Annotated in this window: 10 protein-coding genes, 2 pseudogenes and 1 riboswitch; of the genes and pseudogenes, 9 read left to right on the top strand and 3 right to left on the bottom strand. The window is 76.4% G+C overall.

The features are described 5' to 3' along the window. Positions 1-386: 386 nt before the first annotated feature. Both H0S66_RS20895 and H0S66_RS00465 read right to left on the bottom strand, forming a co-directional pair. Positions 387-578 (bottom strand): annotated as a pseudogene (locus tag H0S66_RS20895) (FAD-binding oxidoreductase); the annotation flags it as partial. A 293-nt stretch (positions 579-871) separates the two neighbouring features. After that, entirely contained in the window at positions 872-1,195 is a 324-nt protein-coding gene (locus H0S66_RS00465; RefSeq protein WP_179616999.1) for a putative quinol monooxygenase, read from the bottom strand. A gap of 248 nt (positions 1,196-1,443) precedes the next feature. Here H0S66_RS00465 and H0S66_RS00460 point away from each other — a divergent pair, with 248 nt between their 5' ends. The 9 genes and pseudogenes from H0S66_RS00460 (at position 1,444) to H0S66_RS00420 (ending at position 12,338) form a co-directional block, all read left to right on the top strand. Next, on the top strand, positions 1,444-2,469 hold the full coding sequence (locus H0S66_RS00460) for an ABC transporter substrate-binding protein (protein ID WP_180923723.1): 1,026 nt from the start codon (positions 1,444-1,446) through the stop codon (positions 2,467-2,469). Between the two features lie 65 nt (positions 2,470-2,534). Beyond that, positions 2,535-3,509, top strand: coding sequence for a FecCD family ABC transporter permease (locus H0S66_RS00455; protein ID WP_179617584.1), 975 nt, complete (start codon positions 2,535-2,537; stop codon positions 3,507-3,509). Positions 3,510-3,567: 58 nt separating this feature from the next. Continuing rightward, positions 3,568-4,323 (top strand): ABC transporter ATP-binding protein, encoded by a 756-nt coding sequence (locus H0S66_RS00450; RefSeq protein WP_180923721.1) that lies wholly within the window; start codon positions 3,568-3,570, stop codon positions 4,321-4,323. 38 nt (positions 4,324-4,361) lie between these two features. After that, positions 4,362-4,907, top strand: a pseudogene (locus H0S66_RS20890) ((2Fe-2S) ferredoxin domain-containing protein); the annotation flags it as partial. A 135-nt stretch (positions 4,908-5,042) separates the two neighbouring features. Beyond that, a riboswitch (cobalamin riboswitch) is annotated at positions 5,043-5,177 on the top strand. A 29-nt stretch (positions 5,178-5,206) separates the two neighbouring features. Next, positions 5,207-8,818 carry a cobaltochelatase subunit CobN gene (cobN, locus tag H0S66_RS00440; RefSeq protein ID WP_179616997.1) on the top strand — a complete coding sequence of 1,204 codons (3,612 nt, stop codon included), beginning with the start codon at positions 5,207-5,209 and terminating at the stop codon, positions 8,816-8,818. Then, positions 8,811-9,587 carry a precorrin-6A synthase (deacetylating) gene (gene cobF, locus H0S66_RS00435; protein WP_258017035.1) on the top strand — a complete coding sequence of 259 codons (777 nt, stop codon included), beginning with the start codon at positions 8,811-8,813 and terminating at the stop codon, positions 9,585-9,587. The genes cobN and cobF overlap by 8 nt, the downstream gene beginning before the upstream one ends. After that, positions 9,584-10,165, top strand: a complete 582-nt coding sequence (locus H0S66_RS00430) for a 2'-5' RNA ligase family protein (protein ID WP_179616996.1) — start codon at positions 9,584-9,586, stop codon at positions 10,163-10,165. The genes cobF and H0S66_RS00430 overlap by 4 nt, the downstream gene beginning before the upstream one ends. Then, complete coding sequence (locus tag H0S66_RS00425) at positions 10,165-11,619, top strand: cobyric acid synthase (protein ID WP_179616995.1); 1,455 nt, start codon at positions 10,165-10,167, stop codon at positions 11,617-11,619. Before H0S66_RS00430 ends, H0S66_RS00425 begins: the two co-directional genes overlap by 1 nt. Beyond that, positions 11,616-12,338, top strand: a complete 723-nt coding sequence (locus H0S66_RS00420) for a cobalt-precorrin-6A reductase (protein ID WP_179616994.1) — start codon at positions 11,616-11,618, stop codon at positions 12,336-12,338. The genes H0S66_RS00425 and H0S66_RS00420 overlap by 4 nt, the downstream gene beginning before the upstream one ends. Here H0S66_RS00420 and H0S66_RS00415 read toward each other — a convergent pair. Next, positions 12,286-13,209, bottom strand: coding sequence for a cobalamin biosynthesis protein (locus H0S66_RS00415; RefSeq protein ID WP_179616993.1), 924 nt, complete (start codon positions 13,207-13,209; stop codon positions 12,286-12,288). The genes H0S66_RS00420 and H0S66_RS00415 overlap by 53 nt on opposite strands. Between the last annotated feature and the right edge of the window lie 23 nt (positions 13,210-13,232).

Here is a 13,232-nt window from a genome sequence, read left to right as displayed (position 1 = left end):
GGCGCGTCCTCGCCGTCGCACTGGGCCAGCAGCATCGCCGCCGGGTGCCGTCGGCGCCGAGGCCCATCCCGGTCAGCTCGTCGACGGCGTCGAGCGTGGTGCGGTCCATGATCTCGAGCATCGACAGGTCGAGCCCGGCCCGGGTCACGGCGGCGACCGCCGCGCCGGCGGCGGCCAGGCCGGGGAACGTCGCGGACCAGCGTGCGGGCCGGCGCCGGCGCCGGCAGCAGCCGCAGCGTGATCTCGGTGACGACGCCGAGGGTGCCCTCGGAGCCGACCAGCAGCGCGGTGAGGTCGTAGCCGGCCACGCCCTTGGCGGTCCGGCGACCGGTGCGGGTCACGGTGCCGTCGGCCAGCACCACCTCGAGGCCGAGCACGAAGTCGCCGGTGACGCCGTACTTCACGCAGCACATGCCGCCGGCGTTGGTCGCGACGTTGCCGCCGATGGTGGAGAAGGCCACCGACCCGGGGTCGGGCGGGTAGAAGAGGCCGACCTCGGCGACGGCGGCGCGCAGGTCGCCGGTGACGACCCCGGGCTGCACCACGGCCAGCCGCTCGTCGGGGTCGACCTCGAGCACCCGCGTCAGGCGCCGGGTGGAGAGGACCACCGAGCCCTCGGGTGCGCTGGCGGCGCCGGACAGGCGCTGCCGGCGCCGCGCACCACACCGGCACCCGGTGCTCGTGGGCGATCGCGAGCACCGCCGCGACGTCGGCGGTGGTGCGGGGGCTGACGACGGCGACCGGCCCGGCCCCGCCGCTCACCCCGAGGGCCGTCTCGTCGCGTGCGTACGACGCGACGAGGTCAGGGTCGGTGGTGACCAGGTCGGGACCGAGCGTGTCGAACGGAGTGCTCATCGGTGCCGCTCGAGCCTCAGCCGACCCGCATCTCGCCGAGCTCGGACCAGCCGGTGCCCTCGACCTCGGTGCTGACGATGCGCGGGGTCTCGACGAGGTAGGCCGGCAGCTCGCGGGTGGCCTTCTGGAAGTGCTCGGACTGCACGTGGGCCGCGCCGGCGTCACCGTCGGCGAAGGCCTCGGTGAGGAAGTACTCGTCGCTGTCGTCGAGCGCACGCGCCCAGTCGAACCACAGGCAGCCCGGCTCGGCGCGGGTCGACTCGGTGAACTCGCGCGAGATCTCGGGCCAGGCCTCGGCGTGCTCGGGCTTGATGCGGAACCGGGCGGTGATGAAGATCAAGAGACTCTCCTCGTGGGGGGACGGACGGTCGAGGTCGACCGCTGCGTGGACCTGCCGCGCCGAGCCTAGGCGCCACGGCGCTACGCTGCCCGCACACGTCTCGTGGTGACCAGGAACCCGGTGCCGGCAGCGATGCCGAAGTCCGGGGCGGTTCCGCCACTGTGAGCCCGCAGCAGCACCGCGGGCGAGCCAGACACTGGCCACGGGACCTCCGTCGAGCAAGGGGCGAGAACCCCGAGGAGAAACCCATGAGGCCCTGCCGGTCCGTGTCCACCCACCCCACGACGAGCCGGCGCCCGCTGGCGGCCACGGCCGCTCTCGCGCTGGCCCTGCTGACCTCCGCGTGCGCCGGTGCCCCGCAGCCGCCGGCGAGCGCCGCGGCCGAGGCCACCGGGTTCCCGGTCGAGATCACCAGCTGCGGGCACACCAGCACGATCGCGAGCCCCGTGCACCGGGCGGTCACGATGAACCAGGGCGCCACCGAGGTCGCCCTCGCGCTCGGCGTCGAGGACCGGCTGGCGGGCACCGCCTACCTCGACGACGCCGTGCCGCAGCGCTGGGCGGCGGCGTACGACGCGGTGCCGGTGCTGTCCCCGGAGTACCCCACCCGCGAGGAGCTGCTCGCGGTGGAGCCCGACCTCGTGTACGGCGCCTACGCCAGCGCCTTCGACCCCGGTGCGGCCGGGAGCCGGGCCGAGCTGGAGCGCACCGGCACCGCCGCCTACCTCTCGCCGTTCGGCTGCGAGGAGCAGAACCTGCGTCCCGACGCGTCGTTCGAGGCGGTGTGGGACGAGGTCGACTCCGTGGCGGCCGCGTTCGGGGTGCCCGAGCGGGCCGAGGCGCTGCGCGCCGAGCAGCAGCAGCGGCTGGCCGGGCTCGCCGCCGAGGAGGCGGGGGCCGGGCTCGACGTGCTCTGGTACGACTCCGGGGACCGCGCGCCGTACGTCGGGGCGGGCGCGGGCGGGCCGCAGCTGGTGCTGGACGCCGTGGGTGCGCGCAACGTCTTCGCCGACCAGCCGGGCAGCTGGGTCGAGGCCAGCTGGGAGGAGGTCGTCGCCGCCGACCCCGACGTCGTCGTGCTCGCCGACGCCTCCTGGTCCAGTGCGGAGGAGAAGATCGCCTACCTGGAGGCCGACCCGGTGCTCAGCACCCTGCGGGCGGTGCGTGAGCAGCGCTTCGTCACCGTCGCGTTCTCCGAGTCGACCGCCGGGGTGCGGCTGGTCGACGGTGCCGTCTCGGTGGCCGCCCAGCTGGCGGGCCTGGACGCCTCGTGAGGCGGGGCCGACCGGCCCTCTCGACCCTCGCGCTGCTGACCACGGCGGCCCTGCTGCTGCTGAGCATGGCCGCGGCGCTGGGCATCGGGGCGGTCCCGGTCCCGCTGTCGACGGTCGTCGAGGTGGTGGCGCGCCGGCTGGGCGCGGACGGCCTCGACGTGCGGCTGCTCGACGACCAGATCGTCTGGCAGCTGCGGATGCCGCGCGTGCTCGGGGCCGCCGCCATCGGGGCGGCGCTGGCCTGCTGCGGCGCGGTGCTGCAGGCGCTGACCCGCAACGACCTGGCCGACCCCTACCTGCTCGGGATCTCCAGCGGGGCCGCGGTCGGGGCGGTCACCGTCATCGTGCTCGGCGTCTCGGTCGTGGGGCTGGTGGGCTCGGCCGCCGTGGCCGCGGCCGGGTTCGCCGGCGCCCTCGGGGCCCTGGTGCTGGTGCTGGTGCTGGCCGCCGGCCGCGGCGGCAGCCTCTCGCCCGGACGCACCGTCCTGGCCGGCGTGGCCACGGCGCAGGTGTGCGGCGCCTACACCTCGATGGTCGTCATCCTGGCCGGGGACTCCGACGCGGCCCGCCGGGTGCTGACCTGGACCCTGGGGTCGGTGGCCGGCCTGCGCTGGGGCACCGCGCTGACCGTGGGCGTGGTCGCCGTCGTCTCCACCGTGGTCTTCGTGGCGATGGCCGGCCAGCTCGACGCCCTGGCCTTCGGGGAGTCCTCGGCCCGCTCGCTGGGCATCGAGGTGGAGCGCCTGCGCTGGGTGCTGATGGTCGTCACCGCCCTGGTGACGGCCTGCCTGGTGGCCTTCTCGGGCGCCATCGGCTTCGTGGGCCTGGTGGTGCCCCACGTGGTGCGCTTCGTGACCGGGCCGCAGCACCGGCTGCTGCTGCCGCTCGCGGCGCTGCTCGGCGCGGTGCTGCTCGTGTGGGCCGACACGCTGGCCCGCTCGCTGGTGCAGGGCCAGGAGATCCCGATCGGGGTCGTGACGGCGCTGGTCGGCGCCCCCTTCTTCGCCTACCTGCTGCGGCGCACCCGGGTGGCGGCGTGAGCGCGCCGGCGCTCGAGGCGCTCGGCGTGGGCCTGCGCGTGCCGGGGGCGGGGCGCCGGTGCTCGACGCCGTCGACCTGCGCTGCCGCCCGGGCCGGGTGACCGGCCTCCTGGGCCCCAACGGCTCGGGCAAGACGACGCTGCTGCACCTGGTCGCGGGGCTGCGCCGCCCCGACGACGGACTGGTGCGCCTCGACGGCGCCGACGTGCACCTCATGCCCGCGCGGCTCCGGGCCCGCCGGATCGCCCTGGTCGAGCAGCACGCCGAGACCGCCCTGTCGCTGACGGTGCGCCAGGTCGTGGGCCTCGGGCGGACGCCGTACCGCTCCCGGTGGGGCGCGGGGCCGCTGCGCGGCGCCGACGCCGACGCGGTCGAGCAGGCGATGCGGACGGTGCGCGTCGAGCACCTCGCCGAGCGCGGGTGGGACCGGCTCTCCGGCGGTGAGCGGCAGCGCACCCAGCTGGCCCGGGCCCTGGCCCAGGAGCCGTCGCTGCTGCTGCTCGACGAGCCGACCAACCACCTCGACCTGGGCCACCAGCTCGACTTCCTCGAGCGGGTGCGCGCGAGCGGCCTGACCACGGTGGCCGCCCTGCACGACCTCGAGATGGCCGCGGCCTACTGCGACGACGTCGTGGTGCTCGACGACGGGCAGGTGCGGGCCGCCGGGCCGGTCTCCGAGGTGCTCACGCCCGGCCTGGTCGCCGACGTCTACGGGGTCGACGTCGACGTCGAGGACCACCCCCGCCGCCCGGCACCGCACGTGCGGTGGAACGGCGTGCTCGGGGCCGCCCGGCCCGTGGGGGAGGCCCGGTGAGCGTCGACGACCGGGCCGAGCACCTGGTGCTGGTGGGGATGTCGGCCCACGAGGTGGCGCTGGCCGACCGGGTCGCGCGGCTGGCCGGCGACCGGCTGGCCACGGTGGCGTTCCTGCAGGTGGGCGACCCGTCGCTCTCGCGCGAGCTGACCCGCCTGGCCGACCTCGGCACCGGGCGGGTGGCGCTGGTCGGGGTGCGGCTGGGCGCGAGCGGCCCCGGCGCGTCGTGGCTGCGCCGGGTCGCCGGGCACTGGTGGCGCGAGCGGTCGGGGCACCGGCCCGAGATCACCGTGGCCGCCCAGCTGCTGCGTCATGACGGCGAGCTGCCCACGGTGCTGGGGCGCGCGGTCCGCCCGGTCACCGGTCGGGAGGCGGGCCTGGCCTCCGCGGCCTGGCAGGACGTGCCGGGCCACCGCTACCAGGTCCTGGTGTGCCGGGGGCCGCGGTGCACCGCGCGCGGCTCCGACGCCACCGCGGCCGCGCTGTCGCGGGCCCTGGTCGAGCACGGGCAGGGCGACGACGACGTGCTGGTCACCCAGACCGGCTGCCTGTTCCCCTGCAACCACGCCCCGGTGGTCGCGGTGCAGCCCGACGACGTCTGGTACGGCCGCGTGGACGACGCCGCGGCGACCCGGGTCGTCGCGCAGCACCTCGTCGCGGGCGCGCCCGTGACCGAGCAGCGGCTGCCGCGGCGCCGTGGCCCGGCGAGGGGACTAGGGTGGTCGCACACGTCTCGTGGTGACCAGGAACCCGGTGCCGGCAGCGATGCCGAAGTCCGGGGCGGTTCCGCCACTGTGAGCCCGCTGCGAGAGCAGCGGGTGAAGCCAGACACTGGCCACGGGACCTCCGCCGACCAGGGGCGAGAACCCCGAGGAGAAACACGATGAACCGACGCGCGCGCATCGCGCTGCTCTCCACCTCCGACACCGACCTCCTCTCGGCCCGCGCCAGCGGTGCGGACTACGTCGTGGCCAACCCGGCCCGGCCGGGTCACCAGTCGATGGCCGAGACCATCGAGGGCTGCGACCTGGTGGTCGGACGCGTCCTGGGCTCGCCCCAGGACCTCTGCTCGGGCTTCACCCGCGTGGCGGCGACCGGCGTGCCGACCGTCGTGCTGGGCGGGGAGCAGCAGCCCAGCGCCGAGCTGATGGAGCTCTCCTCGGTGCCGATGGGCGTGGCCGCCGAGGCGCACCGCTACCTCGCGGAGGGCGGCCCGGCCAACCTGGCCCAGCTGCACGCGTTCCTCTCCGACACCGTGCTGCTCACCGGCGAGGGCTTCGAGCCCCCGGTCGCGCTGCCGCAGTGGGGGTGGGCCCGCCCGCACGTCGACAGCGACCTGCCGCGGGTCGGCATCCTCTACTACCGCGCCCACGAGGCCAGCGGGAACACCGCCTTCGCCCACGCGCTGGCCGACGCCGTCGACGCGACCGGGCTCGCGGTCGGCGTCCCGATCTTCGCGGGCTCGCTGCGCGCGGCCCCCGACGCGCTCTACGACGCGCTGGGCACCCTGGACGCCCTCGTGGTCACCGTGCTCGCCGCCGGCGGCAGCACCCCGGCCTCGGCCAGCGCCGGCGAGCACGACGAGGCCTGGGACGTGGAGCGGATGGCGGCCCTCGACATCCCCGTCCTCCAGGGCCTGTGCCTGACCAGCAGCCGCGCGGAGTGGGAGGCCAGCGACGACGGAGTCACCCCGCTCGACTCCGCCACCCAGATCGCGATCCCCGAGTTCGACGGGCGGATCATCACCGCGCCGTTCTCCTTCAAGGAGGTCGACGCCGACGGGCTGCCGCGCTACGTCGCCGACGCCGAGCGCTGCGCCCGGGTGGCCCGCACCGCGGTCAACCACGCCCGGCTGCGGAGCACGCCGCCCGCGGAGCGCAAGGTCGCGCTGATGCTCTCGGCCTACCCGACCAAGCACTCCCGGGTCGGCAACGCGGTGGGCCTGGACACGCCGGTCTCCACGATCCGCCTGCTGCGCCGGATGCGCGAGGCCGGCTACGACCTCGGGGCGCCGGGCGAGATCCCGGGTCTCGAGCTCGACGACGACACCGAGGCCGGCGACGCCCTCATCCACGCCCTGATCGCGGCCGGCGGGCAGGACGAGGAGTGGCTGACCCACGCCCAGCTCAGCGACGCGCACGTGCGGATCACCCCGGCGCAGTACGACGCGTGGACCGCCGACCTGCCCGCCGACCTGCGCGCGCAGATCACCGACGCGTGGGGCGCGGCGCCCGGCACCCTCTTCACCAACGCCGCCGGCGAGATCGTGCTGGCCACCATCACCGCCGGCAACGTGGTGCTGCTCATCCAGCCGCCCCGCGGCTTCGGGGAGAACCCGGTCGCGATCTACCACGACCCCGACCTGGCCCCCAGCCACCACTACCTGGCGGCGTACCGCTGGCTGGAGGCGTCGCCGGAGTCCGGCGGGTTCGGCGCGCACGCGGTCGTGCACCTGGGCAAGCACGGGTCGATGGAGTGGCTGCCCGGCAAGAACGCGGCCCTCTCGGCCTCCTGCGCGACCGACGCCGCGATCGGCAACCTGCCGCTGGTCTACCCGTTCCTGGTCAACGACCCGGGGGAGGGCGCGCAGGCCAAGCGGCGCGCCCACGCCACCATCGTCGACCACCTGATCCCGCCGATGGCGCGCGCCGAGACCTACGGCGACATCGCGCGCCTGGAGCAGCTGCTCGACGAGCACGCCAACATCGCCGCGATGGACCCGGCCAAGCTGCCGGCGGTGCGGGGCGAGATCTGGCAGCTGATGCACGCCGCGGAGATGCACCGCGACCTCGGTCTCGACGAGCGCCCCGACGACGAGGAGTTCGACGACTTCCTGCTGCACGTCGACGGGTGGCTCTGCGAGATCAAGGACGCCCAGATCCGCGACGGCCTGCACGTGCTGGGCCAGGCGCCCGACGGGGAGGCCCGGGTCAACCTGGTGCTCGCGATCCTGCGTGCCTCCCAGGTGTGGGGAGGCGAGTCCGCGGCGGTGCCCGGCCTGCGAGTCGCCCTGGGGCTGAAGGAGGGGCACGAGGACACCGGCGCCGTCGACGCCGCCGAGCAGCAGGCCCGTGCCCTGGTGCTGGCCATGGAGGAGTCCGGGTGGGACCCGGCCGCGGTCGCAGCACTGCACGACGACCCCGAGGTGCGCCGGGTGCTGTGCTTCGCGGCCGAGCAGGTCGTGCCCCGGCTGGCCTGCACCACCGACGAGCTCGACGCGGTGCTGCACGCCCTCGACGGCGGCTTCGTGCCGGCCGGCCCCTCCGGCTCCCCGCTGCGCGGGCTGGTCAACGTGCTGCCCACCGGGCGCAACTTCTACACCGTCGACCCGCGCGCCGTGCCCAGCCGGCTGGCCTGGCAGACCGGCGTCGCGATGGCCGACTCGCTGCTCCAGCGCCACCTCGACGACACCGGCGCCTACCCGACCTCGGTGGGCCTGTCGGTGTGGGGCACCAGCGCGATGCGCACCTCCGGCGACGACGTGGCCGAGGTGCTCGCGCTGCTGGGCGTGCGCCCGGTCTGGGACGAGGCCTCGCGCCGCGTCTCCGAGCTGCAGGTCGTCCCCCTGGAGGACCTCGGCCGACCCCGCATCGACGTCACCGTGCGGATCTCGGGGTTCTTCCGCGACGCCTTCCCGCACGTCGTGGCGATGCTCGACGACGCCGTGCAGCTGGTCGCCGACCTCGACGAGCCGGCCGAGCAGAACTTCGTGCGCGCCCACGTCGAGACCGACCTGGCCGAGCACGGCGACCGGCGCCGGGCCACCACCCGGGTCTTCGGCTCCAAGCCGGGCTCGTACGGCGCCGGCATCCTGCAGGTCGTCGAGTCCGGCTCCTGGCGCGACGACAAGGACCTGGCCGAGGTCTACACCGCCTGGGGCGGCTTCGCCTACGGCCGCGGCCTCGACGGCGCCCCGGCCGCCGACGACATGCGCACGGCCTACCGCCGCATCCAGGTCGCGGCCAAGAACATCGACACCCGCGAGCACGACATCGCCGACTCCGACGACTACTTCCAGTACCACGGCGGGATGGTCGCCACCGTCCGCGCGCTCACCGGCTCCGACCCGAAGGCCTACGTCGGCGACTCCACCAGCCCCGACGCGGTGCGCACCCGCACCCTGCAGGAGGAGACCAACCGGGTCTTCCGCGCCCGGGTGGTCAACCCGCGCTGGATCACCGCCATGCAGCGCCACGGCTACAAGGGCGCCTTCGAGCTCGCCGCCACCGTCGACTACCTCTTCGGCTTCGACGCCACCGCCGGGGTCGTGCACGACTGGATGTACGAGTCGCTGGCCCAGGAGTACGTGCTCGACGAGACCAACCAGGAGTTCATGCGCCGCTCCAACCCGTGGGCGCTGCGCGGCATCGTGGAGAAGCTGCACGAGGCCGCCGACCGCGGGCTGTGGGAGTCGCCCGACGCCGACACGCTGGCGCGGATGCAGGCGGTCTACCTCGACCTCGAGGGCGACCTGGAGGACCGCGCCGGTGGCTGAGGCGCCGGGCGGGACCGCCACGGCGGCCCGCCGGGTGGTCGTCGTCGGCATCGGGATGGGTCCGCAGCACGTGACCGTCGAGGCCGCGGCCGCGATCGGCTCCGTCGACGTGGTGCTCGCCTTCGTGAAGTCCGCCGACGACCCGCTGCTCGCGGTGCGCCGCGAGGTCTGCGACCTGCACGGCGTCGAGCTGGTCGTGCTCGACGACCCGCCGCGCGCGCGGCACGACGACGTCGACTACGACGCGGCGGTCGACGCCTGGCACGCCGCGCGGGCCGAGGCGTGGGAGGCCGCCCTGGCCACGCACCCCGGCGACGTGGGGCTGCTGGTGTGGGGCGACCCGAGCCTCTACGACTCCACGCTGCGGCTGCTGGACCGGCTCCAGGAGCGGTTGCCGCTGGCCGTCGAGGTGGTGCCCGGCATCAGCAGCCTCCAGCTGCTCGCCGCCCGGCACCGGCTGGTGCTGCACGACGTCGGCGCCCCGCTGCACGTCACCACCGCCCGCCGGTTCGCCGAGGCGCTCGCCCAGGGGCAGCGCAACGTCGTCGTCGTGCTCAACCGTCGCCTCGACGCGCTGGCCGACCCCGCGCTCGCCGACTGGTCGATCTGGTGGGGGGCCAACCTCGGCGCCCCCGGTGAGCAGCTGGTCGCCGGGCGGGTCGGTGAGGTGCTCGCCGACATCGAGGCCGCCCGCGAGCGGGCCCGCGCCCACGACGGCTGGGTGCTCGACCTGCACCTGCTGCGGGCGCCGGCCGGGGACGCCCCGTGAGCGGGCACCCCACCAGCGGTCACACCGTGCTCGCCGTGCCGGTGCCCGCGCTCGACGACTGGGTGCGGGCCCGCACCCACGAGTACGACCCGGCGTGGGTCTCGAGCGACCCGGCGTTCGTGCACGCCCACGTCACCGTGCTGGCGCCGTGGGTGCCGGCGCCCGACGACGCCGACCTCGGGCGGGTCGCGGCCCTGCTCGCCTCGGTGCCGACCTTCGAGGCCCGGCTGGGCGAGGTCGACGTCTTCCCGAACGGGTTGGTGCACCTGCGCCCCGAGCCGCACGGACGGTTCGCGGCGCTGACCGGCCTGCTCGCCGAGGCCTACCCCCAGCACCCGCCCTACGAGGGCAGGTACGGCGCGGTCGAGCCGCACCTCAGCCTCGACCAGGTCGGGCCCGGCCCCACCCGGGTCGGCCAGCAGGTCGGCCAGCGGGTCACGGTCGGCTCCGTGGCCGGTGACCTCTCCGGGCGCCTGCCGGTGCGCACCCGGGTCGACCGGGTCGACCTGCAGTGGTGGCAGGCCGACGGGTGCCGGCTGCTGCACTCCTTCCCCCTCGCCGCCGAGGCGGTCGCCTGATGGGCGGCCTGCTGGTCGCCGGCACCACCTCCGACGCCGGCAAGAGCGTGGTCACCACGGGGCTGTGCCGCGCCCTGGCCCGCCGCGGGGTGGCGGTGGCGCCGTACAAGGCGCAGAACATGTCGAACAACTCGATGGTCGTGGCCCACCCCGACGGGGGCACCGCCGAGATCGGCCGCGCCCAGTGGGTGCAGGCGCTGGCCGCGCGGGTCGAGCCGGAGCCGGCGATGAACCCGGTGCTGCTCAAGCCCGGCAGCGACCGGCGCAGCCACGTGGTGGTGCTGGGCCGGCCCGCCGGCGAGGTGTCCTCGCGCGACTGGACCACCGGGCGCGCCCACCTGGCCCGCGCCGCCCACGCGGCGTACGACGACCTGGCCGGGCGCCACGACGTCGTGGTCGCCGAGGGGGCAGGCAGCCCGGCCGAGATCAACCTGCGCGCGGGCGACTACGTCAACATGGGCCTGGCCCGGCACGCCGACCTGCCCACGGTCGTCGTCGGCGACATCGACCGGGGCGGGGTCTTCGCCGCGTTCCTCGGCACGGTCGCGCTGCTCGCACCTGAGGACCAGGCGCTGCTGGCGGGCTTCGTGGTCAACAAGTTCCGCGGCGACCTCGAGCTGCTGCGCCCGGGCCTGGCCCAGCTGGAGGCCGCGACCGGTCGTCGCACCTACGGCGTGCTGCCCTGGAGCCCGGACCTGTGGCTCGACTCCGAGGACGCCCTCGACCTGGAGGGGCGCCGGGCCCGCCGCGGCGCCGGCGCGGGGGAGTCGACCGCCCGGGTCGTCGTGGTGCGGCTGCCGCGGATCTCCAACCTCACCGACGTCGACGCGCTCGGCCTCGAGCCCGGCCTCGACGTGGTCTTCGCCTCCACCCCGCAGGCGCTCTCCGACGCCGACCTGGTGGTGCTGCCCGGCACCCGCGCCACGCTCGCCGACCTGGCCTGGCTGCGCGGGCGCGGCCTCGACACCGCCCTGCAGGCCCACGTCGCGGCGGGTCGCCCGCTGCTCGGGATCTGCGGCGGCGCCCAGATGCTCGGCCGGCGGATCCGCGACCCGCAGGGGGTCGAGGGGCCCGCGGGCGCCGACGTCGAGGGGCTGGGGCTGCTCGACGCCGTCACCGCCTTCACCCCCGCGAAGGTGCTGCGCCGCCACGAGCCCGCGGGTTACGAGATCCACCACGGGCGCCTCGAGGGCCAGCGCGAGCACGGGGCGGTGACGGCCACGATGGTGCACGGTGCCCTGGAGGACGACGCCCACCGCGCCGCCTACCTGCGCCGGGCACTCGGCGTGGCGTCGACGGCGTCGTTCCCCGCCGCCCGCGAGCGCCGGCTCGACCTGCTCGGCGAGCTCGTCGAGACCCACCTCGACGTCGACGCGCTGCTCGCGCTGGCCCTCGACGGGGCGCCCGCCGGGCTGCCGTTCCTGCCGCCGGGAGCGCCGGGAGCCCAGCCGTGAGGGTGCTGCTGCTCGGCGGCACCGGCGAGGCGCGGGCCCTGGCCGCCGCCCTGGTCGAGGCCGGCGTCGACGTCGAGTCCTCGCTGGCCGGGCGGGTGGTGCGGCCGCGCCTGCCCGTGGGCCGGGTGCGCATCGGCGGCTTCGGGGGCGCCGAGGCGCTGCGTGCGTACGCCGCGGCGCACGACGCCGTGGTCGACGCGACGCACCCCTTCGCGGCCACCATCTCGACGCACGCCGCCGCGGTCGACGTGCCGCTGCTGCGGCTGCAGCGCCCCGGCTGGAGCGACCCGACCGGGCGCTGGCACTGGGTCGACGGCCACGACGAGGCGGCCGCCACGGCCGCGCGGCTCGGGCGGCGCCCGGTGCTGACCGTGGGCCGCCAGCAGCTCGGCGCCTTCGCCGGTCCGCTGGCCGAGCACACGGTGCTGGCCCGGGTGGTCGACGAGCCCGACGTGCCGCTGCCCGCGACCTGGACGCTGCTGCGCAGCCGCGGCCCCTACCAGGAGGCGGGGGAGCGCGACCTGCTGCGCGGGCACCGCGCCGACGTGCTGGTCACCAAGGACTCCGGCGGGGCGCTGACCTGGCCCAAGATGCAGGCCGCCGCCGACCTCGGGGTCGCCACCGTCGTCGTGCGCCGCCCGGCACCGCCGCCGGGCGTGCCCACGGTCAGCGACGTCGACGGCGCGCTGGCCTGGCTGCGACGGCTGCCGTCACGATGAGCGCACCGACCCCGACCCGGTCGGCCAGCCGGCGCCCCCGGGCCACGTCGTGAGCGGCCGGGGCGCGCCCGTCGCCCAGCACCGGACGCAGCTCGACCCGGGCCTCGGCGCCGGTGCCGTAGACGGTGCGCCCGCCCAGGCGGACGCCCAGCCCGCCCGCGAACGCGGCCTCCACCGGGCCGGCGTTGGGGCTGGGGTGGGCGCCGGCGTCGCGCCGCCAGGCCCGCACGCTCGCCGCCGGGTCGGCGCCGAGCACGGTGGCCAGGGCCGCGGTGAGCCGCGCCCCGGGCAGGTTGAGCACGTCGTCGAGGCGCGCCGCTGCCCAGCCGAAGCGGGCGTAGCGGGCGCTGCGGTGCCCGACCATCGCGTCGAGGGTGTTGGCCGCCCGGTAGCCGAGCAGCCCCGGCACCCCGGCCACCGCGCCCAGCACCAGCGGGGCGACCACCGCGTCGGAGGTGTTCTCGGCCAGCGACTCGAGCGCGGCCCGGGCCACGTCGGTGGCCTCCAGGGTGCGGGTGTCACGGCCCACCAGCCGCGCCACCTGGGTGCGCGCGTCGTCGAGCCGCCCGGCCTCCAGCAGCCGCGCCACCTCGGCGGCCTCCCGGCCCAGGGTGGTGCCGCCCAGCACGGTCCAGGTCGCGGCCGCGGTGACCAGCGCGTGCGGCACCGGCCGGTCGCGGGTGGCGCGCTCGGCGACGGCCCCCAGCGCCACGCAGCCCCCGACCAGCACCAACACGTGGGCGGCGCCCGCCGCGCGCCGGTCGGCGTACGTCGTCTGCTCGAGGCGGGCGGCCAGGGTGCCGAGGCCGGCGACGGGGTGCCATCGTGCGGGGTCGGCCAGGGCGCGGTCGAGGCCGACCCCCAGCACCATCCCCACCGATCTGCTCAGCACTG

Origin of the sequence: Nocardioides marinisabuli (assembly GCF_013466785.1) — a bacterium.
Lineage (GTDB): Bacteria > Actinomycetota > Actinomycetes > Propionibacteriales > Nocardioidaceae > Nocardioides > Nocardioides marinisabuli.
The sequence above is the reverse complement of the archived record's forward strand: the minus strand, read 5'-3'. Positions and strand labels throughout refer to the sequence as shown.

What these genes read in the sequence shown, in the direction of transcription:
- H0S66_RS00460 (WP_180923723.1), top strand. Translation starts at nt 1,444, where the DNA reads ATGAGGCCCTGCCGGTCCGTGTCCACCCACCCCACGACGAGCCGGCGC.
- H0S66_RS00455 (WP_179617584.1), top strand. Translation starts at nt 2,535, where the DNA reads ATGGCCGCGGCGCTGGGCATCGGGGCGGTCCCGGTCCCGCTGTCGACG.
- cobN (WP_179616997.1), top strand. Translation starts at nt 5,207, where the DNA reads ATGAACCGACGCGCGCGCATCGCGCTGCTCTCCACCTCCGACACCGAC.
- H0S66_RS00425 (WP_179616995.1), top strand. Translation starts at nt 10,165, where the DNA reads ATGGGCGGCCTGCTGGTCGCCGGCACCACCTCCGACGCCGGCAAGAGC.
- H0S66_RS00415 (WP_179616993.1), bottom strand. Translation starts at nt 13,209, where the DNA reads ATGGTGCTGGGGGTCGGCCTCGACCGCGCCCTGGCCGACCCCGCACGA.